This is a genomic window from Siccirubricoccus deserti, assembly GCF_014283215.1.
In the GTDB taxonomy this organism is placed as follows: domain Bacteria; phylum Pseudomonadota; class Alphaproteobacteria; order Acetobacterales; family Acetobacteraceae; genus Siccirubricoccus; species Siccirubricoccus deserti.
In genome coordinates this window covers 144,205-165,935 of sequence record NZ_JACOMF010000005.1, presented here as the reverse complement: position 1 = coordinate 165,935, position 21,731 = coordinate 144,205, and the positions used below count along the sequence as shown (strand labels likewise).

Annotated in this window: 17 protein-coding genes; 5 read left to right on the top strand and 12 right to left on the bottom strand. The window is 70.4% G+C overall.

The window, feature by feature from the left end; all coding sequences use genetic code 11:
- Positions 1 to 16: 16 nt before the first annotated feature.
- From H7965_RS06770 to H7965_RS06740, 7 genes are all read right to left on the bottom strand, one after another.
- Positions 17 to 874, bottom strand: coding sequence for a MaoC family dehydratase (locus H7965_RS06770; protein ID WP_186769788.1), 858 nt, complete (start codon positions 872 to 874; stop codon positions 17 to 19).
- 3 nt (positions 875 to 877) lie between these two features.
- Entirely contained in the window at positions 878 to 3,016 is a 2,139-nt protein-coding gene (locus H7965_RS06765) for an acetate--CoA ligase family protein (RefSeq protein ID WP_186769787.1), read from the bottom strand.
- A gap of 86 nt (positions 3,017 to 3,102) precedes the next feature.
- The gene (locus H7965_RS06760) at positions 3,103 to 3,318 is read right to left on the bottom strand and encodes a hypothetical protein (protein ID WP_186769786.1); all 216 of its coding nucleotides are present in this window, start codon (positions 3,316 to 3,318) and stop codon (positions 3,103 to 3,105) included.
- Positions 3,319 to 3,527: 209 nt separating this feature from the next.
- Positions 3,528 to 4,901: a lytic transglycosylase domain-containing protein gene (locus H7965_RS06755; protein ID WP_229682486.1), complete on the bottom strand. Its 1,374-nt coding sequence runs from the start codon at positions 4,899 to 4,901 to the stop codon at positions 3,528 to 3,530.
- Between the two features lie 333 nt (positions 4,902 to 5,234).
- Entirely contained in the window at positions 5,235 to 6,365 is a 1,131-nt protein-coding gene (locus H7965_RS06750) for a class I SAM-dependent methyltransferase (RefSeq protein WP_186769784.1), read from the bottom strand.
- Positions 6,362 to 7,414 (bottom strand): glycosyltransferase family protein, encoded by a 1,053-nt coding sequence (locus H7965_RS06745; RefSeq protein WP_186769783.1) that lies wholly within the window; start codon positions 7,412 to 7,414, stop codon positions 6,362 to 6,364. Before H7965_RS06745 ends, H7965_RS06750 begins: the two co-directional genes overlap by 4 nt.
- Positions 7,389 to 10,715 carry a glycosyltransferase gene (locus tag H7965_RS06740; RefSeq protein WP_222440495.1) on the bottom strand — a complete coding sequence of 1,109 codons (3,327 nt, stop codon included), beginning with the start codon at positions 10,713 to 10,715 and terminating at the stop codon, positions 7,389 to 7,391. Before H7965_RS06740 ends, H7965_RS06745 begins: the two co-directional genes overlap by 26 nt.
- Before the next feature lie 189 nt (positions 10,716 to 10,904).
- Here H7965_RS06740 and H7965_RS06735 point away from each other — a divergent pair, with 189 nt between their 5' ends.
- Both H7965_RS06735 and H7965_RS06730 read left to right on the top strand, forming a co-directional pair.
- Entirely contained in the window at positions 10,905 to 11,489 is a 585-nt protein-coding gene (locus H7965_RS06735; protein WP_186769781.1) for a D-sedoheptulose 7-phosphate isomerase, read from the top strand.
- A complete protein-coding gene (locus H7965_RS06730) occupies positions 11,486 to 12,043 on the top strand; it encodes a D-glycero-alpha-D-manno-heptose-1,7-bisphosphate 7-phosphatase (RefSeq protein ID WP_186769780.1) in 558 nt (185 codons plus the stop codon). The genes H7965_RS06735 and H7965_RS06730 overlap by 4 nt, the downstream gene beginning before the upstream one ends.
- Here the strand turns inward: H7965_RS06730 and H7965_RS06725 are convergent.
- Positions 12,032 to 13,837 (bottom strand): glycosyltransferase family 2 protein, encoded by a 1,806-nt coding sequence (locus H7965_RS06725; RefSeq protein WP_186769779.1) that lies wholly within the window; start codon positions 13,835 to 13,837, stop codon positions 12,032 to 12,034. The genes H7965_RS06730 and H7965_RS06725 overlap by 12 nt on opposite strands.
- 406 nt (positions 13,838 to 14,243) lie before the next feature.
- Between H7965_RS06725 and H7965_RS06720 the strand changes: the two genes are divergently transcribed.
- The 3 genes from H7965_RS06720 to H7965_RS06710 all read left to right on the top strand — a co-directional run bounded on the left by H7965_RS06720 (position 14,244) and on the right by H7965_RS06710 (position 17,568).
- The gene (locus H7965_RS06720; protein WP_186769778.1) at positions 14,244 to 15,314 is read left to right on the top strand and encodes a hypothetical protein; all 1,071 of its coding nucleotides are present in this window, start codon (positions 14,244 to 14,246) and stop codon (positions 15,312 to 15,314) included.
- 282 nt (positions 15,315 to 15,596) lie between these two features.
- A complete protein-coding gene (locus H7965_RS06715) occupies positions 15,597 to 16,991 on the top strand; it encodes a leucyl aminopeptidase family protein (protein ID WP_186769777.1) in 1,395 nt (464 codons plus the stop codon).
- A gap of 166 nt (positions 16,992 to 17,157) precedes the next feature.
- A complete protein-coding gene (locus tag H7965_RS06710; protein WP_186769776.1) occupies positions 17,158 to 17,568 on the top strand; it encodes a MarR family transcriptional regulator in 411 nt (136 codons plus the stop codon).
- Positions 17,569 to 17,732: 164 nt separating this feature from the next.
- On the opposite strand, the gene H7965_RS06705 is transcribed toward H7965_RS06710, so the two are convergent.
- From H7965_RS06705 to H7965_RS06690, 4 genes are read right to left on the bottom strand one after another with little or no spacing between them, the layout of a single operon-like run.
- Entirely contained in the window at positions 17,733 to 18,665 is a 933-nt protein-coding gene (locus H7965_RS06705) for a 2-hydroxyacid dehydrogenase (RefSeq protein WP_186769775.1), read from the bottom strand.
- Positions 18,665 to 19,105 carry a hypothetical protein gene (locus H7965_RS06700; protein ID WP_186769774.1) on the bottom strand — a complete coding sequence of 147 codons (441 nt, stop codon included), beginning with the start codon at positions 19,103 to 19,105 and terminating at the stop codon, positions 18,665 to 18,667. Before H7965_RS06700 ends, H7965_RS06705 begins: the two co-directional genes overlap by 1 nt.
- Complete coding sequence (locus H7965_RS06695; RefSeq protein WP_186769773.1) at positions 19,102 to 20,697, bottom strand: ABC transporter ATP-binding protein; 1,596 nt, start codon at positions 20,695 to 20,697, stop codon at positions 19,102 to 19,104. Before H7965_RS06695 ends, H7965_RS06700 begins: the two co-directional genes overlap by 4 nt.
- Positions 20,694 to 21,731 carry an ABC transporter permease gene (locus H7965_RS06690; protein WP_456308123.1) on the bottom strand — a complete coding sequence of 346 codons (1,038 nt, stop codon included), beginning with the start codon at positions 21,729 to 21,731 and terminating at the stop codon, positions 20,694 to 20,696. The genes H7965_RS06695 and H7965_RS06690 overlap by 4 nt, the downstream gene beginning before the upstream one ends.

The window sequence follows — 21,731 nt, the reverse complement described above, 5'->3', positions numbered from 1 at the left end:
TCGACCGCCGCCGGCATCAGGCTAAGCGGAACAGCCCGTTGCTGACCACCACCTTGTCGCGCTCCACCACCCGGGCACGGAAGGCGGCGCCGCCTTCTTCGTGCCAGATCTCCGTGCGGATGGTCTCGCCCGGATAGACCGGGGAGGAGAAGCGCAGGTTCATCCGGCCGAAGCGGGTGGTGTCGTAGTCGCAGAGGCTTCGCAGCAGCGCATGGCAGACGGTGCCGAAGGTGCAGAGCCCGTGCAGGATCGGCCGCGGGAAGCCGGCGGCCTTCGCCACCTGCGGGTCGATGTGCAGCGGATTGAGGTCGCTGTTGAGCCGGTAGACCAGCGCCTGCTCCGGCCGCGTCGCCAGCTCCAGCGTGACGTCCGGCGCCCGCTCGGGCTCCGGATGCGGCTGCTGCACCGGCCCGGCCGGGCCGCCGAAGCCGCCATCGCCGCGCAGGAAGCTGGTGGAGGTCAGGGTCGCCAGCCTCTCGCCGGTGGCGGCATCCACCACCTCGCGCTCGGAATACATCAGCGCGCCCTTGCCCGCGCCGCGGTCGACGATGCCGGTGATGCGGGAACGGCCGATGATCTCGCCCTCGGTCGGCAGCGGCTTGTGCAGGGTCAGCCCCTGCTCGCCATGCACGATCTTCACCCAGTCGATCCCGGTATCCGGGTTGCGCGACCAGAAGCCGGGCGAGCCGAGCACCACCGGCATGGAAGGCATCACCTTCAGCCGCGGCTCATAGACGAAGTCGAGCTGCTTCTCGTCCATCGGGTCCTGGCCGAGACCGACGGAGAAATTATAGAGCGCCACATCCTGCCAGCGCAGCCGCTGCCGCACCTCGGGAATCGGGTAGTTGATCAGCTTGTCGTAGACGATCGGCATTGCTCAATGGCCCTCCCCGGCGAGTTCGATCACCGCATCCGCGGCGTAGCAGCCCTGCCCTGCCGGCAGTACCAGCAGCGGGTTCACATCGACCCCTGCCAGCCGCGGCCCGGCCGCCGCGGCGAAGGCCGACAATGAAGACAGCGCCCTGGCCAGCGCCGCGACATCCGCCTTCGGCCGGCCGCGCGCGCCATCCAGCAGCGGGAAGCCGCGCAGCCCGCGGATCATCCGCTCCGCCTCCGCGGTGTCGAAGGGGCAGCGGCGGAAGGCGACGTCCTTCAGGATCTCGATGAAGATGCCGCCAAGCCCGACCATCGCCACCGGCCCGAACACCGGGTCGCGGAACACGCCGAGCGCCATCTCGACCGCGCCCTTGATCTGCTTCGCCACCAGCACGCCTTCGATCCGTGCCGCCGGCGCATGATGCTTCGCGCGGTCGAGCAGGATGGCGAAGCCCTGACGCACCTGGTCGGCATTGGCGACATCCAGCAACACGCCGCCGATCTCGCTCTTGTGGAGGATGTCGGGGCTCAGGATCTTCAGCACCACCGGGTAGCCAATGGCCTCCGCCGCGGCGACCGCCGCTTCGGTGTCCGGCGCCGCGTGTTCCGGCACCGCCGGCACCCCGGCCTCGGCCAGCAGTGCCTTGGCCACCGCCTCGGAGGGGGTGGTCTCCGGCAGCGTCACCTTGGGCAGCGGCACCGCCGCCGCCTCGGGCTTGGCGAATGCGGCCCCGAAGCGGCCCATTGCCTCGATCGCCACCACGGCGCGGGAGGGATCCTCGAAGCAGATCCAGCCATCCGCCTCGTAGTCGCGGATCTTCTCCGGGGCGAGCATCGACATCACCCAGAGCCGGTCGGGGTACTTCGCCCGCACCGCGCGCATCTGCTCCTGCAGCTTCGGCCCGACGCTCCGCCCCGCCGCGGTCTGCGACCAGAACGACAGGATGGAGGTATAGCCGCCATCCTCGGCGACGCTCTCGGCGAAGCGGGTGATCAGCGACAGGTCGTTGGTCACCTGGGCGGTGCAATCCACCGGGTTGCGCGGGGCGCAGAAGGGCACCAGGGCGCGGAGCTTCGCCTGCGCCTCCTCCGGCATCGGCGGCATCGCCACGCCGGCCGCCTCCGCGGCATCCGAGATCAGCACGCCGGCGCCACCCGAGACGGTCAGCACGCCGAGGGTGTTGCGCGCGGGGTAGATGCGCTTGGTCGCCGCATAGGCGATGTCCAGCATCTCCTCCGTGGTGCGGGCGCGAACCACGCCGAACTCGTCCAGCACCGCCTGGGTCACGCCATCGTCGCCGGCGATGGAGGCGGTGTGGGATTGCGCCGCAGCGCCGCCGAGCTGGCTGCGGCCGACCTTCATCATGACGATCGGCTTGCGGTTGCGCCGCGCCAGCTCCAGCGCCGCGAGGAAGCGCCGGCTTTCCCGGATGCCCTCGGCATAGGCGCAGATGACGTCCACCTCCGGCGCCTGCGCCATCCAGCCAAGTACGTCGCCCAGCGCCACCTCGGCCTCGTTGCCGGTGGTGATCACCACCTGGGTGCCGAGCCCGCGATCGAGCGCGGCGGCGAACATATGCGTGCCATAGGCGCCGGATTGCGAGGCGATGCCGATCCGCCCGGGGATCGGCCAGCCCTTTTCGAAGCTGGCGGTGAAGGTCCCGTAAAATTGGATGGCGTCGTTGAAGACGCCGAGGCAGTTCGGCCCGAGCAGGCGGATGCCGTGGCGCCGGGCGATGGCGGTCAGCTTCTCCTGCGCCGCGGCGCCGGCCTCGTCCATCTCGGCGAAGCCGGCGGTGAAGCAGATGACGGCGCGGCAGCCCTTGCTGCCCAGCTCCTCCAGCGTGTCGATCGCCAGCGCCGCCGGCACCGCGATGATCGCCACATCGGGCGCCGACGGCAGGGCGGCGACCGAGGCGAAGGCCGGCAGCCCCTGCACCGTTGGCCGCTTCGGGTTCACCGGCCAGAGCGCGCCGGCGAAGCCCCGCTCCCGCATATAGGCGATGGGCCGGCCGCCGATGCGAGCCGGCTCGTCCGAAGCGCCGATGACCGCCACCGAACGCGGCCGCACCAGGGCATCGAGCGAGGCGAAATCAATGGGATCCTCGGCCCGCACTCCGGACACGGCATCGGCTGACATGGACATCCTCCCTGTTGTTCTCAGGCGGCAGCCACCCTGAGCGAGGCAGCCCTGGACGACAAGGGGGGCGCGGTCAGCCGCCGCGGCTAATCCTCCTCCTCATCCTCGTCCTCGTCGAAGTCCGGGTCGTCATCATCGTCATCGTCGTCGTCGCCGTCGTCTTCCTCCTCGTCCTCCTCGTCCTCATCCTCCTCGTCTTCCTCATCGAAGTCCTCGCCATCCTCGCCTCCGCCGCTCAGGCGGAAGGACCATGGCTCGGCCGCTTCTGGAGCGGGATCGGCATCGCGGGGCGGGGTGGACATGCGGAACCTCTCCGATCGGTTGGCACACGGTACCAGCCATGGATGGGGCAAGCCGTCGGCCGGCGACGGGCTCGGACCGGCAGGATGAATGCCAGCCGCATGGCATGGCCAGCGCGCGCAGGCTATCGCGGATCGGCGTTCATGTCTGAACGCAATCCGCCAGCGCAGGACAATTGAGGCGCCACGCCGGCGCCGCAGCGCCGGCGGCTTCAGCCCTGGACGTCGGGCGACAGCACCATGCAGGCACCGCTGCGCCGCAGCCGGTCGCAGGTCGCCTGGGCCGCGGGCTGGGTCAGGCCAGTCACCCGGGCGCGGTAGAGCGTGGTGCGGCCCTGGACCACCGGCTGGACCTGGGCCCGCCCGCCGGCAGCCCCGGCCGCGCTGCTGGCGGCGCCGCGGGCCTGGTCCTGGCGGGCGAAGGCGCCGACCTGCACTGCCCAGCCGCCGGCCGGCGCCGCGGCGGGACGCGCCACGGCCTGGCGCAGCGTCGCCGGCGGGGTTGCCGCATGGGCGGTGCCCATGAAGCCGATGCCGCTGCGCGACGGCGCGGCCGGAGCGCTGGCGAAGGCTTGGCGCGGCGTGGTGACCGGGGCGGCGCGGGCCGCGGCGCCACGCGGCACCGGCGGCGGCAGGGCGGCGCTGGCAAGCCGGGTCGGGTGCGAGGTCGCCGGGGCGCGCGGCGGCGGCAGGGCCGGCGCGGCGACGCTGCGCGGCGGCGGCTCCGGTGCATCGGCCTCTGCGATGCGGGCGGCGCCTTCCGGCGTGCTGCCATCCGGAATCGGATCCATCCGGACCACGCTGCCGCCCAGCGGGATGCTGTCGCCCAGCGAGGCGACCTGGACCGGCGGCGGCGTGGTGCTGCCATCCGGGATCGGGTCCATCCGCACCACCGGGCCCGGCGGCAACTGCGCCATCTGCACGCCGGGGTCCAGTGCCTGCCGCTGCTCGCGCAGCGCCAGCATGGTGGCGCTGTCCATCCGCCGCGGGCCGGCTGGGATGCGCAGCGGGATCTCGGCGGCGGCGTAGATCTCCGGCGCCGCCCGACGGCTGGGGTGGGACGACACGATGTTGGGACCGATGCGGGCGACGTAGTTCCGCGTCTCGGCCGGCAACCCGCGGCTGTTCCAGAGGTAATCCTCCAGGCGCCGCGGACCCGCGTTGTAGGCGGCGAGGAAGGCGGGCGAGCCGTAGAGGTCGTACATCTCCCGGATGTAGGCGGTGCCGGCCATGATGCTGTCGTAGGGATGGTAGGGGTCGGACCCCAGGCCGTAGCGCGCCTGCAGCTCGCGGTAGGTGCCGGGCATCACCTGCATCAGCCCCATGGCGCCGACCGGGCTGGTCGCGCCGACGCGGCCGGCGGATTCCTGGCGCATCACCTCGCGGATCCAGCGCTCCGGCACGTCGAAGCGGCGGCTGGCGTCACGGATCCAGGGGCCCCAGGGATCATGAGAGGGGCCGGGTGGGTTGTAGCTGGATGGGCGGTTGTAATTGCCATGGGTCACCGCCACATGGCCGCCCGGTCCCCGGTGCTGCGCTGCCTGCTGACCGCAGGCGGCCAGCAAGGCCAGGGTGGACAGCAGCATGGCCGGCTGGCCGAAGCGTCTGGCTGGCCGTCTCCCGGCCTGCGACGCCACATGGGTGGTCTGTTGACCCGTCGATCGCCCTTTGGGCATCCCCTACCGCTCCGTCACGTCTTGGGCCACCGGATTTCCGAAGCCTGCCCCCACCAGACCCGCGGCGTCCCCACGCCACGGCTCCCAGGCTGCTCCAAAGACCAGGCGGACGGTGTGCGTCCTGCATGCAAGCCGTACACGCTGCACGGCCGGCAAAGCAAGACCGAGTTGGCATCGCAATACTTTGTACAGGGAAACGCTTCCCTGTTGCCGCGACGCATCAGGTACGCGCCCCGACGCAACTTATGGTAGTTTCGTTCTCCGGTCCATACTGAGCGTGGTTGCGTCAGCCCGGCCACGTAGCCGCGCCACCAGCCGGCGCAGCGGCATGATCTGTCGCCAGGCCGCGCGGGCCGGCCGCATCGCTTGGCGTGCCCAGGCAGCGGTCGTGGCGATCTCCGGCAGTTGCGACTCGGAGATCACCCGCAACCGCGCCTCGATCGCCTCCAGCCGCGGGCCGAGCGGCTCCGATGGGGGCGGCGCGGCCGGCGCCGGCACCGGTGCCACCATCCAGTCGGTCTGCGCCCGGACTTCCAGCAATGCCGCCTTGAGCAGGTCGAGTCGCGCTGCCTCCCGCGCCTCGGCCGAGGCGAAGCGCTGCCGGCCGCGGCGGAGGTGGACCAGGAACTCCACCGCCGGCTCCGGGCGAATCCAGTCCACCCGCCAATCCGCGACCCCTACTTCACCCAGTTCCAGGACCAGCAGCGCGAAGCTCGACGGGGTGAAATGCCAGGCGTGGCAATCGACATAGGGCGCGTCCGGCGCGTCGGAGTAGCCATCGAAGGCGGATTTCGCATCCTCCAGCCGGGCGCCGAGGCGGAGCGTCGGCAACGCCTCCCCGGCCATCCAGCTTGGCCGTCCCTCGGCATCCGTGGCATAATAGGCGGTGTGGTCGAACAGCGTCGCCGGGCCGTGCCGCCCGGTGCCGCGGCGGTGCGCCGCCAGCACCTGGCCGGTGGTGGTCAGCGGCTTCAGCAGGTCGAAGCACCAGCGCTTGTCCGGCACCGCCAGCGATAGCACGCCCCGCTCCGGGTCCAGCAGCTTCGCCGCGCTGGCGAGGAAGCCAACCGGATCCGGGATATGCTCGATGACATGGCTGGCGATGATGGCGGCGTAGCGCCCGTGCCGCTCCGGCGGCAGCAGCGCGTCCAGCGGCCCGCCGGTCCAGATGTGGTCCACCTCCTCGATCCGGCTGGGATCGACGTTGGGGTGACCGGTGTATTTGGCGGCCAGTTCGGCCCGGCTGGCGTGGTCCACCACCGTGGTCGCCCAGCCGTCGCGCTTGGCCGCCACCGGGGCGAAGCTCGGGCCGATCTCGATGATCGGATCGCCGGGCGAGAGGCCGCGCAGCAGCGCCGCGTTGCGCCCGGTCACGCCGCCACCTGCTGGGGGGCGCCATCCAGCACCGCTTCCAGGATCGCCAGCAGCGCCGGTGCCCGGCGGGCCAGCACGCGTTCTTCCAGCACATAGTCCCGGGCACGGCTGCGAATGCGCTGGCGCAGCCCGGCATCGCCCAGGAGGCGGCTGAGGGCGGCACCGAATTGCCCGGGCCCCGCCTTCAACCCGGTCTCGCCATCCTGCACCGCGGCATAAACCGGGGTGTCGGCATAGATGCCGGGCACGCCGAACAGTGCGTAGTCGAGGAATTTGATATCCGACTTGCCGCGATTGAAGGAATTGTCGGCCAGCGGCGCGATGCCCGCCTGCCAGGCCGGGCGCTGCTGTTGCGCCCGGATGAAGCGCGGATAGTCGCCATCCACCGGCCGCAGCGCCACCTCCGCCGTGGCAGCGAACAGCCGGGCGACGCGCGGATCCTCGGAGATGCCGCAGAACTCGACCCGCGGCCGGCGCGATTGCGCCGCCAGCGCTTCCTCCAGCGGCTGCACCACCGGCAGCAGATCCTCAAGGTGGGAGAGCGTGCCGAAATAGCCGAGCTCGGCGCCCTCGGCCCGCGGCAGCGCCGGCAGCGCCAGCCGCTCGTCCAGCGCATTCTCCCAGACATGGATGCAGGGGTTGAACCGCGCCACCCGCGCCGCGAGCGCCGGGGTGGAGACGGTGACCGCCGTCGCCTCCCGCAGCAGGTAGCGGACGCGCGGGCGGACCTGCCATTTGGTCAGCTCCGCCTCGACCCGCGGCGAGGGGTGCTCGGTCGTCAGGTCGTCATCAAGGTCCTGGAGCAGGGGGATGCGGCGCGCCCGCAGCTCCCGCACCAGTTCCTGCAGCCCGGCCAGGGTAGCGCCAACCGGCCCACTGCGCTGGGTGATGACTGCGTCCAGCCTGCCGCCCGGCAGCCGCGGCCCAATCGTCACCTGCACCCGCCGCTCCACCGACGGGTGGGTCCAGGGGCCGATCAGCCGGATCGCGGCGCAGGCATGGGCGGGCCCGGTCTCGGGGGTTTCAGGCAGCAGGTGCAGCCGCAGCATCGGGCGCCATCTCCTTCTTCCGTCCAGTCGTGGCGAAGATCGCCTCCAGCATCCGGCAGGCTGCGGCTTCCGGCGGGTGGCGCGCCGCCTCGGCCACCGCGGCAAGGCGCATGGCGGCACGCAGCTCCACATCCTCCACCAGCCGCAGCGCCGCCGCCTCGGCGCGCGCCGGATCGGCGGTGTCGACCAGCAGGGCAGCGGTGCCGGCGGCTGAGATCTCCGCCGCGCCGCCGCGCTCCGGCAGCAGCACGGCGCAGCCGCTGGCCATCGCCTCCAGCGCCGTCAGCCCCATCGCCTGGTATTCGGAGAGGTCGAGGAAGACGTCGCTCTCCCGCAGCAGCGCCGCCATGGCGCCACGGTCCAGCCTTCCATGGCTGTGGATGCCCGAGAGGTCGAGCCCGTGCTGCGCCAGCTCCGCCTGGTCGGCGCCGAAGGCGGTCAGCGAGACCGCGCCGCCGCAGCGGGCGCGCAGCCGCTGCAGCACCTGCACCGTCAGCCCGGCCTGGCGCCTGGGGGTGGAGGGCCGCACCATGGCGGTGACCCTGACCGGCCCCTCCCGCCGCTCCACCGCGCCAGGGGCGGGGCGGAACAGGTCGATGTCGACGCTCGGCCCGATCACCGCCGGGCGGTAGCCGCCGTGCCGCACCACCTCCTCGGCGTTCCAGGCGGTCTTGGTGAAGCGGCGGATCTCCGGCCGCATGCTGTAGGTGCTGTGCGCCGCCGCATGCAGCGGGTCCGAGGCCGGGAAGAAATACGGCTCGAAATCCTGGATGTAGTAGGCGACCGCCTGGCCGGTCGCGGCGGCCGGCAGCCAGAACATGGAAAAGCAGGTGGTTGCCACCACCGCGTCGAAGCCCAGCGCCGGGTCGCCGGCCAGGGCGGTGATGCCGGCCTCGTCGTCGGCATAGAGCACCGGAATGTCGAGCGCGCCGTAGGAAGCCTCGAAGGAGGCGCGGTGCCGGCTGAAGTTCAGCAGCGTCACGTCGATGCCCATGCGGCCCAGCGCCTGGGCTTCCTGCAGCACCACATTGCCGCCGCCGCCCTCGGTGATGATCGGCAGGATGAAGGCGATGCGCCGGCCTTCGAAGCGCGCCCTGCCGCCTTCCACCCATTCCCGCCGGGCGACGGCGGCGCCGATGCGGGCGCGGATGCCGGCCATGCCGAGGCTGTCGCGGCAGAAATGCACCTGCGGCCAGATGTGCTCCGGCGCCGAATGCTTCTCGACCAGCGCCTGGTCGGCCTGGGCCACCAGGGCGCGGCGGCGGTCATGCGAATAGCTGCGCGACTGGGCATGGTAGATGAAGACATCGTCGGCGACGGCAAGGCTCCAGCCACCCTTCCGCGCCCGCACGCAATAGTCGTTCTCCTCGCCGTAGCCCGCGCCGAAGATCTCCTCGTCGAACAGCCCGATCTCCTCGATCAGCCGTCGCCGCAGCAGCAGGCAGAAGCCGTTGAGGAAGGGCAGCGGCAGCGCCTGGCGGGCGGCGGCGCGGGCCACCAGCCGGCCCATTTCCGCCACGCTGATCCCCTCCGGCAGCGGATTCTCCGCCCAATCGCCGCCCTGCTGCACCTCCGGCACCGATTGCCAGGAGGCGGTGTTGGACAGCGGCCCGAGGATGCCGATGCGGGGGTCCGCCGCCGCCTGCTCCACCATCCGGTCGAGCCAGCCATCGGTGACGATGGTGTCGCTGTTCAGCAGTACCACCCAGGGCGCGTCGGTGCGCCGCAGCCCGGCATTGGCGGCGCGGGTATAGCCCTGCGCCACCTCGTGGCGGATCAATGTCGCGCCGTGGCGGTGCGCGAAGCCGGCCAGCAGTTCCCGCGTCTCCGGCCCGCTGCCGTCATCCACCAGCACCAGCCGGTAGGGCGGCAGGGTGCCGGCGAGCACCGAGGCAAGGCACCGCCGGACATCCTCCGGCGCATTATGCACGCAGACCACGATATCGACCGGGTCCAGCCGCGGCGCCGGCAAAGCGGGCAGCCCGGGCGGGGCCGCCAGGGTCGGCGCGGGCGCCGCCGGCACCACTGGATTGGCCAGATCCGTCTGCGGCAGGCCGAGGCGGCGACGAAAGGGCATCGCCAGCCGCCGCAGCCGCGGCAGGTCCACCCGCTCGCCACGCGCCAGCCGTATCGCCACGCGCAGCGGCCGGGTGAGCCGCCAGGAGGTCGAGGCAACGATGGCGTCGCGATGGGCGCGGATACCCTGCATCTCGGTCCGCAGGCATTCGACCGCGGCCACGGCCTGGCGGGCCTCGGCCTCGCGCGCCGCGCGCTCCGCCTCGGCCGTGCGCCGCTCGCCGCGCGCAACCTCGAGCTGGCGGCGCAGCCGGTCGAGCGCCGCATGATCGGCCGCGGTGACGTCGCGCAGCCGGTCCAGCTGGCCCTTCAGGGCATCGCGCTCGGCCTGGAGCCGGGCGGTCTCGGCCGTCAGCCGGGCCTCCAGCTCCGCCTGCCGGGCGGCGGCGGCCTCGGCCGCGGCGCTGCCCGCGGCCTGCGCCGCCGTGGCCGCGGCGCTGGCGGCGGCAAGCTGTTCGGCGCTCTGGCGCAGCCGGGCCTCGGCATCCTGCCGCAGCCAGCGGTCGCGCACCGCCTCGCCGCGCCTGGCGAACAGGGTGCGGATCGCCGCGGCGCGCTCGGGCTCGGCGCTGGCATCGAACAGGGCCGCAACCGTCGGCGGAATGCGGCTGCCGAGGCCGAGCACGCCAAGGCCGTGGCCATGGACGAACTCGAAATGCGGATGTTCTGCCTTCAGCGACTGCCACAGCCGCCAGACGCCGAACTCCCGTTCCCGCACATTGATGTCGTGGAACAGCACCACGGCGCGGTCGGACAGCGTCTCCTGCCATTGCTCGAAGTCGTGGGTAACGGCGGCTTCGGTGTGCAGCCCGTCGATGTGCAGCAGGTCGATCTCGCCGGGGCCGAAATAGCCGCGTGCATCATCGAAGCTGGTGCGCAGCAGGGAGGAGAAGCCCCGCCAGCGCTGCTCGTTGACCGCGGAGACGGCGGCGAAGACCTCGGCGCCGTAATGCCCGGCGTGCTCGTCGCCCTCCCAGCTGTCGACCGCATGGCAGCGCGCGGCGAGCCCGAGGCGTTCCACCGCCTGGCAGAAGGCGCCATAGGAGACGCCCCAATGGGTGCCGAGCTCAAGGATGCTGCCAGGGCGCAACGCCTTCACCAGCCAGAAGGCGAAGGGGACATGTTCGTGCCAGGCGCTCGGCGCGAGGTGGTCGGGCTGCCACTCCAGCTCGGCGCCCAGGTCTAACGCCGCGGTCGTCTCCGGCAACGGCGAAAGGGCGCGCATCGGTCGTCCGGTCAAATTCAGATCCATAGTATCCTCGGCAGCTGGCTGCCGCCTTCGGCGTAGCCCTTCCAGACCTATTGCAAGGATGCGCCGGTGCCGCACCGCACATTCCTGTGCCATTTCCGTGATGACAAGCTTGATCCGCGCCACCGATTCGCGCATGCACCCGGCCGCATGGGGAGTTCGGGGATGAGTGAGGAGATCCGCGGCAGCATCCTGCGGTCCGCCGAGGTCCTGCAACGCATGGCCGCGGATGCCTCCTGTTGCGACACGATCGCAGCCATGGCCGAAGCCTCGGTCGCCGCGCTGGCGGCCGGGCGGAAGCTGTTGCTCTGCGGCAATGGCGGCAGCGCCGCGGATGCCCAGCACTGGGCCGCCGAGCTGGTCTCGCGCTTCCACTACGACCGGCCCGGCCTGCCGGCGATCGCCCTGACCACCGACAGCTCGATCCTGACCGGAATCGGCAATGACTATGGCTATGAGCGGGTCTTCGCCCGCCAAGTGGAAGCGCTGGGCGTCGCCGGCGACGTGCTCTTCGCGCTCTCGACCTCCGGCCGCTCGGCCAATGTGCTGGCGGCGCTGCGGGCGGCGCGGGCGAAGGGAATGGTGACCCTGGGCTTCACCGGCGCCGAGGGGGGCGAGATGCCGCCGCTCTGCGACCTCATCCTGCGGGTCCCCGCCGGCGTCACGCCGCTGGTGCAGGAAGCGCATGAGGTCGCCGGCCACATCATCTGCGCCCGGATCGAGCAGCGGCTCTTCCCGCGCCCTGAGTGACCAGGCCGGCACTGTTCCTCGACCGAGACGGCATCATCAATGTCGATCACGGTTACGTGTATGATATCGCCGAGGTCGAATTCCTCCCCGGCATCTTCGCCTTGGTCCGCACCGCGCGAGCCCGCGGGATGTTGCCGGTGGTGGTCACCAACCAATCCGGCATCGGCCGCGGCCACTACACCGAAGCGGATTTCAACCGGCTGATGGCGTGGATGGCGGACCGCTTCGCGGCGGAGGGCGCGCCGCTGCATGCAGTGGAATACTGTCCCGACCATCCGACCCACGGAATCGGCTGCTACCGGCGGGAGAATGACCGCCGCAAGCCCGGCCCCGGCATGCTGCGCGACGCCGCGGCGACGCATGGCATCGCCCTGCCGCGCTCTGTCATGGTCGGCGATCACGCCACTGATGCCGAGGCCGGGCGCCGCGCCGGCGTCGGCACGCTGGTGCTGGTGACGCGCGACCCGGAGGAGGCGGCGCGGGCGCCGCAGGGCACGCTGCTGCTGCCGGACGTGGCCGCAGCGGCGGCCTGGCTGGCGGCGCTACCCGTCTGAGGCCTGCCAGGGCGGCGCCCACCGTGGCCGGTCGGCAAGGACGGCATGGGCGCCTTCGAGCGACAGGTTCGAGTTGTAGAAGGGATCATCCGCCAGCTCCGCCGCCCAGCGCTCGCGCATGGTGGCGATCTCGCCGGCGAAGCGGCGCAGCTTCTCGGGCGCAAGGTCCTGCCCGCGCGAGGCGGATTCCAGATGGTACAACTCGGCGAAGGGGGTCCAGAGGATGCGCCAGCCGGCGGCCCGGATCTTCAGGCAGAAATCGACATCGTTGAAGGCGACCGTCAGCCGCTCCGCATCGAGCCCGCCCACCGCCCGATAGACCTCTCGCCGCACCGCCAGGCAGGCGCCGGTCACCGCGGAAACCTCCCGCACCAGGGCGAGCGTACCGAAGGGCCCCTGATCGTCGCGCGCGGCGCGCGGCAGGTAATGGTCGGCGACGCCGCCGATGCCCAGCACCACGCCGCCATGCTGCAGGGTGTCGTCGCCGTAAAGCAGCTTCGCGCCAACCGCGCCGACATCCGGCCGCATCGCCTGGCTTGCCATCTCCCGCAGCCAATCCGGCTCGATCACCGCGATGTCGTTGTTCAGCAACAACAGAATCTCGCCGCGCGCTGCCTTGGCCGCCTGGTTGTTCAGCGCCGAGTAGTTGAAGGGGCCGGGCGAGGGCAGGATCCGCACCCGTGGATCACGGCGCAGCCGGTTGAACAGCGCCAGTGTCTCCGGCTCGACGCTGCCGTTGTCGACGATGATGAACTCGATCTCCGGATAGTCGGTGCGCTCCAGCACGCTGGCGGCGCAGGTGGCGAGCAACGCAGCGCGGTCGCGCGTCGGCACGATGACCGACACCAGCGGCGTCGGCGTCGGCAGCGCGAAGCGGATTCGGCAGGCCGAGGGCAGCAGCGGCGCCGGCTCGACCGTTGCGGCGATGCCCTGCGCCGCCAGGGCCGTCTCCAGCACCGCGCGACGTGCCGCGGGTTCCGGCGATGCCGCGGCAGTCGCCAGCACCATCGGGACATGGCGGATCGCGGCCGGCTTCACCGCCATGGCGGCGCGCAGGGCGAAGCTGTCGCGATCCTCCTCCGCCAACCCGGCGGCAAGGGCGGCGCGATAGGCGGTTGCCGGGCCGAACAACCCGCGCGCCAGATGCAGATCCGCATCGAAATCCGGCTTCAGCCAGAGCATCGCCCCGGGCTGGCCGGGCTCTGCGAGACACTCATCCGCATAGAGGATGCGCGCCACCGGCGCCGCCTCGGCAACTGTCGCCAGGACATGCAGCGCGGTCTCCGTCAGCCGGTCACCGGGTGCCAGCAGCATGACCCAATCGGCATCGGGCCATGGGTCAATGTGTTGCGCGATGCTGACCCTGGTGTCCCGCGGATCCAGCGGAGGGTCGTCGGCCCCGACCAGGACGCAACCACGCCAAGCCATGTGCAACTGCTGTCGCAACGAGTTGAGGCTGGCGGTAACGGCGGCGGGCTCCGCGCCGCGCGCATCCAGCAGCACCAGGAACCGCGGCGCGTCGGGCCAGCTCCTCGATGCGGCGCGAATCGCCCTGCGCTGGTCGGCGCTGGGCGTGGCATGCCGGCTCAGCCAGCGGTGCAGCGCGGCCTGCGGCAGCCGGTCCACCCGGGGCGGGCGCGGCGGAGCACCGAAGGCGTGCTGCGCCAGCGTGGCGAGCGGCACCCGCAGCGCCGCCGCGCGTGCCGGCAACAAACCCCAGCCGCGTCGCCACGCACGGCTGGCGGTCTGCAGCAGCGCCCGCCGCAGGCGCGGCAGCAGGCCCGGCGTCGGCATGAGGTTCGCCTCGATGGTCATGTCCTTGCACGGCAGCGCTGCGGGACGTGGCCTCCACAGGCAATGGCAGCGGTCAACGGTATGCGGGTGGTCGCCTGCCAGTGGGACGGTTCGTCATGCGGTACAAATCTCTCCTGACGATACCACGTTTGCGACAGTTGCGACGGTTGCCTTTCACCGATCATGTCTCTGTCGCACCGGCTCCGCTGATTGTGAAGTCAATGCACGGGCACTGCACCACTGGCACTGCGCAGGCAGTGTAGGTTCCGGTTCAGCCAACAGAACGCGCCTGCCAGCCGGGTCGGCGTTGTCCGCCAGGCAGGAATCCGCTTCGCCCGTGCAAACCGTCGCCCTCCGTCGTCCCGCCGCAGTGCCACTCCCGCTCGCCCTTTCGGAGCTGAGCGAGGTGGATCCGCACCGTCGGCGCGGTGTTCACGGCTACAGCACCGCAGGCACTTGGTCGCGCCTCGCCTGGCGCGCAGCCGAGATGGCGATCGAGATCGGCACGGCGTTGCCGAAGGATGCGGTGCACGCCCTCTGGCGCGGCCGCACCCTGCGCCGCCTGGAAGCCGGCCGCGATCCGCAGTTGCAGGCGCGCAGCGTCGCGCTCTTCGTCCATTACTCCGCGACCGGCCGGGTCTCGGAGATGGTGCTGCGGCAAGTGCACCTGCTCGCTGAGGAGGGGTTCGCCGTGGTGTTCATCACCATGGCGGATTCGATTGCCGAATCGGATTGGCGCGCGGTGCGCGACGTCGCGGCACTGGTTGCGCACCGGCGCAATTTCGGCCGCGACTTCGGCGCCTGGCATGACCTGATCGATGAAGCCCGGCAGCGCTGGCCGGAGGCCGAGGAGCTCATGCTGGTGAACGACAGCATGCTCGGCCCGATCCGCTGCCCGCGGCTGGATTTCGCGGCGCTGCGCCAGGGTGGCGCGGGGCTGTTTGGCCTGACCGAAAGCCTGCAGGGTGGGCCGCATCTGCAAAGCTACCTGCTGCTGGCGCGCGGCCGCGCCGCGGTTGACGATCTGGCACGCTTCCTCACGGCGTTCCGCCCGAGCCAGTCGAAATGGCTGGTGGTGAAGCGTGGCGAGTTGCGGCTGGCGCGATGGATGCGCACGCGTGGTCATCGCGTCGCGGCGCTGTTCGGCTATCAGCGGCTTCTGGATGCGGCGCTGTCCGACCCGGCCGAGCTGGCACAGCTCAGCGGCTCCCATCCGCTGCTGCGGGAGATCGAGGCGCTGCCGCCCCGGGAACGCGCGGCGCTGTTGCAGGCGCATCCGTTGAACCCGACACAGCATCTGTGGGTGGCGTTGGTGCGCAAGCTCGGTTTTCCCTTCCTGAAGACCGAGCTTGTACGGCGAAACCCAGGCCAGCTCCCCAATGTCGACACTTGGCCAACACTGGTACCGCAGGATGCGCCATGCCCCGCGACGGTGATCCGCGCGCATCTCGAAAGCCTGGATTCATCTGTGCGGTGATCACGCGGTGGCCAAGCTGGTCATATCATTGCCTGGCGAGAGTTTGCGGCGATTTCGCAACGCTATTGTTGCGCAAGCATAAATGCTTGGCGTCACACCATGCGGTTTCCACTCGCACGAATTGACAAATTCATTCTGCCACACGCATGAACCGCGCCGGCGCGGCGGCACAGGCGTCCGACGCATCGTTTCGCCTCGATAATTGGCAAGTGTCGGACGACGCAGCACCTTGCCTGTTCATCCAATGTATGGACTCCAGCTTGAAGGGACGGTTCTGCGCGCATGACCACCACGAACCCCAATGACGTCATCGCACCAGCCGATGCGCCGGCGCTGCCGCTCCATTGTATTGGCCCTGACGGGCTGCCAACGCTGCTAGAGACCCTTGGGCCGGACCATGCGCGCTTTCTCGTCGCCGGTGGCTTCACCGCAGCGGCGCAGGAATGGCGGCTGCTGCCCGGCGGGGACGGGATCTCGGCGGCGGTGCTCGGGCTCGGCGATGCGGCACCGACACCGTGGTCGTTCGGCGGCCTGCCCTTCGCGCTGCCGGCCGGCACGACATGGCGCCTGGCGACGCCGGCCTGGGCGGAGCTTGCGGTGCTCGGCTGGTGCCTCGGCGCCTATCGCTACACTCGCTTCAGGCCCGGCCCGCGCCCGCCGGCAAAGCTGGTGGCGCCGCCCGGCACCGAGTCTGCGATTATCACCGCCGCAGCCTGCTGGCGCGCGCGGGACCTGATCAACGCACCAGCCAATATCCTTGGGCCAGCCGAGCTCGTGGCGGCGGTTGAGGCGCTGGCCGCAGCACACGGCGCACGCGGCAGCATCATCGCCGGCACGGAACTCGCCGAAGGCTTTCCCGCCCTGCATGCGGTGGGCGCGGGGAGCCCGCGCGCACCGAAGGTCGCAGTGCTGGAATGGGGCGAGACGGATGCACCACTCGTCGCCCTCTGCGGCAAGGGCGTCTGCTTCGACACTGGCGGGCTCGACCTCAAGCCCTCCGCCGCGATGCTGCGCATGAAGAAGGACATGGGCGGCGCCGCACTCGTGCTTGGTCTGGCCGAGATGGTGATGCAGGCAAGACTGCCGGTGCGGCTGCTGGTACTGGTCGGCGCGGTGGAGAACGCCATCTCGGGCGATGCCTTCCGGCCGCTCGACGTATTGCGCACGCGCGCCGGCATCAATGTCGAAGTCGGCAACACCGATGCCGAAGGACGGCTGGTGCTTGCCGATCTGCTGACCTTCGCCGCGGAGCGGGAACCGGCACTATTGATAGATTGCGCGACACTCACCGGTGCGGCGCGCGTCGCGCTCGGCCCCGATCTGCCGGCCCTGTTCACCTCAGATGACTCTCTTGCGGAAGTTATTCTCGCCGCGGGACGCGAGGCGCATGACCCGCTTTGGCGACTGCCAATTCACTCCGGTTACGATTCTTGGCTGGACAGTTACGTTGCCGATGTTAACAACGTGGCGAGCAAACCCATGGCGGGCGCGATAATCGGCGCTTTGTTCCTGAGACGGTTTGTTTCGCAAAAAATCCGTTGGGCGCATCTTGATGTCTATGCTTGGAACGACGCCTCCCGCCCCGGTCGCCCGGAAGGAGGCGAAGCGCAAGCGGTCAGGGCGCTGGCACGGGCAATCGGGACTCTGTTCGAGGCCGCACCTGGGCCGCGCAGGTAACGACAACGAGATAGGATGGAAACTTTCCTGCCCGGCTGGCTCTGACGACGTCAGAATGCGTTGTTGCCGGTAGTGGGTATCCAGGACGTGCATCTCATCGCGGGTATGACGCTCACGGTGGGTCAGCCAAGGTTGAAGGCCCTGATCGGGCAAGGGGATTAGAGCTATGGCAGTACAAACCAATCCTGACCAACTGGTCGGCATTCTGCGGGATACGGTAGTCGCACTGGTGCGGCGCGATGGCCCGGACCTCTCGGCGCGGCAGCTCGGCGTGTTCCTTACCGTGTACCTCACCGACGGCCCGCATACCGTGCGTGGCCTAGCGGCGGAGCTTAATGTTTCGAAGCCGGCGATCACCCGGGCGCTGGACCGGCTTGGCGAACTCGATCTTGCCCGCCGCAAGGTGGACCCGATGGACCGGCGCAGCGTCATCGTGCAGCGCACCCTGAAGGGTACCGCATTCCTCCGCGACATGCGGCAGATCATGAGCGAGGCCGAAGGCCAGACCCGTGACATGCCGATGATTGAGCCGGCGAATGCCGAGCCTGCGCGGAACGAGGGCCGCAAGGCCGGCTGACCCGGCAACGGTCACGGCTGCGTTGCCGTCACCGTGTCCGCTCTGCCCCGACTGGCGCGCGTTGCGTATCCGGCCGTAACGCGCGCCAACCGGTGTGAGAGGAGTACCTGCCACGCCCTGTCGCACGCATTATCGTGCCGGCACGGCGTGGAACCGCCGCGGCGTCAGTAGCCTGCAGCAAAATCCACCAGGTTGAGATGCGGCTGGCCGCTGCGCATGCGGCGGATATTCTCGACCACCTGCGGCGCGGCGCTCGCCGGGATGGTGATGCTCGCCGCATGCGGCGTCAGGATGATCCGGCTGTCTCCCCAGAACGGGTGCTCCGGCGGCAGCGGCTCCGGATCGGTCACGTCCAGCGCGGCGCCGGCGAGCTGGCCGCTGTCGAGCGCGGCCAGCAGATCTTCCTGCACCAGATGCCCGCCGCGCGCGGCATTCAGCAGATAGGCACCGCGCGGCAGCAAAGCGAAGCGCTCGGCGCTCAGCAGCCCGCGCGTCTCCGGCGTCAGCGGCAGCAGGCAGACGAGAATGTCGCTCCGCGGCAGCATGGCGGCGAGACCGGCTTCGCCATGGAAGCTCTCCACGCCCAGCACGGATTTCGGCCGCCGCGACCAGCCCATCACCGGGAAGCCGAGCTGATGCAGCCGTGTCGCCGCATCGCACCCCAGTTCCCCGAGGCCAAGGATACCGATGCGCCGCGCCGCAGTGTCCGGCGCCGGCAGCTCATGCCACAGGTGCTCCGCCTGCTGCGCGCGATACGCGGGATCCTGCCGGTGGAAGCGCAGCACGTTGAGCAGCACCCATTCGGTCATGCCCTGGGTCAGTCGCGTGTCCACCAGCCGCGCGACGGGTACGCCGGGCGGCGGTCCGGGCGGGCGCATCAGATGGTCCACGCCGGCGCCCATGGAAACAATCAACCGCAGATTGGGGTATCGCCGAAGTTCCATCATGTCATGGGCGGTCCAGACCACCGCCGCCTCGATCGCCGCCGGATCGCCAGCATCCGGGTACATGCGGATGTCGAGCGACGGTTCCAGCGCCAGCAGCGCGTCGCGCCAGCTCTCCATCGCGGATCGCTTGGTAGCAAGCAGGACAGCCATCACGACACCTTCGGCATGGTTTCCAGTTCCTCCGGCAAGGCGCGCACCCAGGCGCGCCAGTCATCCCGGCGCGTCGCCGCGCGCTCCTCGCCATCCGGCAGCTTCGCATAAAGGCTCAGCACGCCGCGCGACCACCAGAAATCGAATTGCGGCTCGGCCGAGAGCACCAGGGCGGCGGTCCGCTCGAACACCGCATCCTTCACCCGCGGCTGCTGCTTCATCAGCCACCACCAGCAGCCCAGCGCCAGCACCGCGGCGCCCAGGTAGAAATGCACCAGCATGGTGGAGCCGAAGGAGGCGACGAGGATGATGCCGGGCGGCAGCACATTCTCCAGTGCCCGGTAGACCGGGCTGCCTGGGCTGTTCATCTGCCGGATATGCACGCCAAGCTTCACCCGCTCGGACTCCAGCAACAGGCGCAGACGCTCCAACTCACTCATACAGGGATTGCCTTGAGATCGAATGCCGCCGCCATCAGGGCGCGCGTATAGGGTTGCGACGGTGCCGCGGTCAGCTGCTCGGCCTCGCCTTCCTCGACCATGCGACCATCCTTCAGCACGATGATGCGGTGGGCCATGGCGCGCACCACCCGCAGGTCGTGGCTGATGAACAGATAGGCGAGCTGGTGCCTGACCTGCAGCTCCCGCAGCAGATCGACCACCTGCGCCTGCACCGAGACATCCAGCGCGCTGGTCGGCTCATCCAGCACCAGCAGCCGCGGCTTCAGCACCAGCGCCCGGGCGATGGCGATGCGCTGGCGCTGGCCGCCGCTGAACTCATGCGGATAGCGGTCGGCCATGGCGGGGTCGAGTCCGACCTCCTCCAGCGCGCGGCGCACCGCGGCCTCGCGGGTGGCGCGGGTCAGGCCGGGCTCATGCACCTCCAGCCCCTCGCCGATGACCTCGCCGGCGGAGAGCCGTGGCGAGAGCGAGCCGTAGGGGTCCTGGAAGACGATCTGCATGCGCCGGCGCAACGGCCGCAGCCGGCCTTGCGACAGCGGCTGCAGGTCGCGCCCGTCGAAGCGGATGCCGCCCTGGCTTCGCTCCAGCCTGAGCAACGCCAGACCAAGCGTGGTCTTGCCGCTGCCGCTCTCGCCGACCATGCCGACCGTCTCGCCCTGGCGGATCGACAAGGTCACGCCATCCACCGCCTTCACATGCCCGACGGTGCGGCGGAGCAGGCCGCGGCGGATCGGGAAATGCACCCGCACCGCTTCCGCCGCCAGCACCACCGGCGCCGCTTCGGGCACCGGCGCCGGGCGGCCGCGCGGGTCGGTGGCCAGCAGCATTCGCGTATAGGGGTGCTTCGGCGCGGCGAAGACCTCGGCGGTGCGGCCCTGCTCCACCGCCTCGCCATCCTTCATCACCACGACCCGGTCGGCATGGCGGCGGACGATGCCAAGGTCATGGGTGATCAGCAGCATCGCCATGCCGAGACGCCCCTTGAGCGAGGCCAGCAGCTCCAGGATCTGCGCCTGGATGGTGACATCGAGGGCGGTGGTCGGCTCATCGGCGATCAGCAGCTTGGGGTCGTTCGCCAGCGCGGCGGCGATCATCACCCGCTGCCGCTGCCCACCCGAGAGCTGGTGCGGATAGGCGTTGAGCCGTTCCTCGGCATTCGGCAGCCCGGCATCGCGCAGCAGTTCCAGGATGCGCGCGCGCAGCGCCTCGCCGGACATGGGCCGGTGGAGAGTGATCGCTTCACCAACCTGACGGGCGATGCTGTGCAGCGGGTTGAGCGAGGTCATGGGTTCCTGGAACACCATGCCGGCGACGCCGCCGCGCAGCCGCCTCAGCGCCCCTTCATCCGCCGCCAGCACATCGGTGCCGTCCAGCACCACCCGGCCCTCCGGGTTGTGCCCGCCCGGCGGCAGCAGCCGCAGCACCGAAAGGGCGGAGACGGATTTGCCGCTGCCACTCTCGCCGACCAGCGCCAGCGTCTCCCCGGCGTGCAGGGTGAAGGACAGGTCGCGCACCACTCGCCGCGCCCCGAAGGCGACCGAGAGGTCGCTGACCTGCAGCAGCGGCGTCATCGGCCACCGCCCGGAAGCTTCCGCGGGTCGAAGGCATCGCGCACCGCCTCGCCGATGAAAATCAGCAGGGTCAGCACGCCGCCCAGCACGATGAAGCCGGTGAAGGCCAGCCAGGGCGCCTGAAGGTTGTTCTTGCCCTGGCTCAGCAACTCGCCGAGCGAGGGCGAGCCGGGCGGCAGGCCGAAGCCGAGAAAGTCGAGCGAGGCCAGCACGGTGACACTGCCCGAGAGGATGAAGGGCAGGAAGGTCAGGGTCGCCACCATGGCATTCGGCAGGATATGCCGCAGCATCAGCCTTGTGTCGGAAACGCCGAGCGCCCGTGCGGCGCGCACGTAGTCCAGGTTGCGGCCGCGCAGGAACTCGGCGCGCACGACCCCGGTCAGCCCCATCCAGGAGAACAGCAGCAGGAAGCCCAGCAGGACCCAGAAGCTCGGGGTGATGATGCTGGCCAGGATGATCAGCAGGAAAAGCTGCGGCATGCCCGACCAGATCTCGATGAAACGCTGGAACAGCAAGTCGATGGTGCCGCCGTAGAAGCCCTGCACCGCGCCGGCGGCGATGCCGATGGCCGACGAGACCAAGGTCAGGGTGAAGCCGAACAGCACGGAGATGCGGAAGCCGTAGATCACCCGCGCCAGGACGTCCCGCGCCTGGTCGTCGGTGCCGAGCCAGTTGCGGGCGGAAGGCGGCGCCGGCGCCGGCCGGCCGAGGTCGCGCACGATGCTGGCATGGGCGTAGGGGATCGGTGGCCAAATCATCCAACCGCGCTCGGCGATCGCCGCCTGCAGCACCGGGTCATGCCAATCCGCTTCCAGCGGCAGCCCATCCTCGATGATGTCGCTCTCGGCGTAGTCGGCCAGCACCGGGACGAACCAGCGTCCGTCCACCCGCGCCACCAGGGGCCGGTCATTGGCGATGAACTCGGCGAAGAGGGTGACGAGGAACAGCGCGAGGAAGATCCACAGCGACCACCAGCCGCGCCGGTTGGCGCGGAAATTGGCGATGCGGCGGCGGGTCAGCGGCGTCAGCGTCAT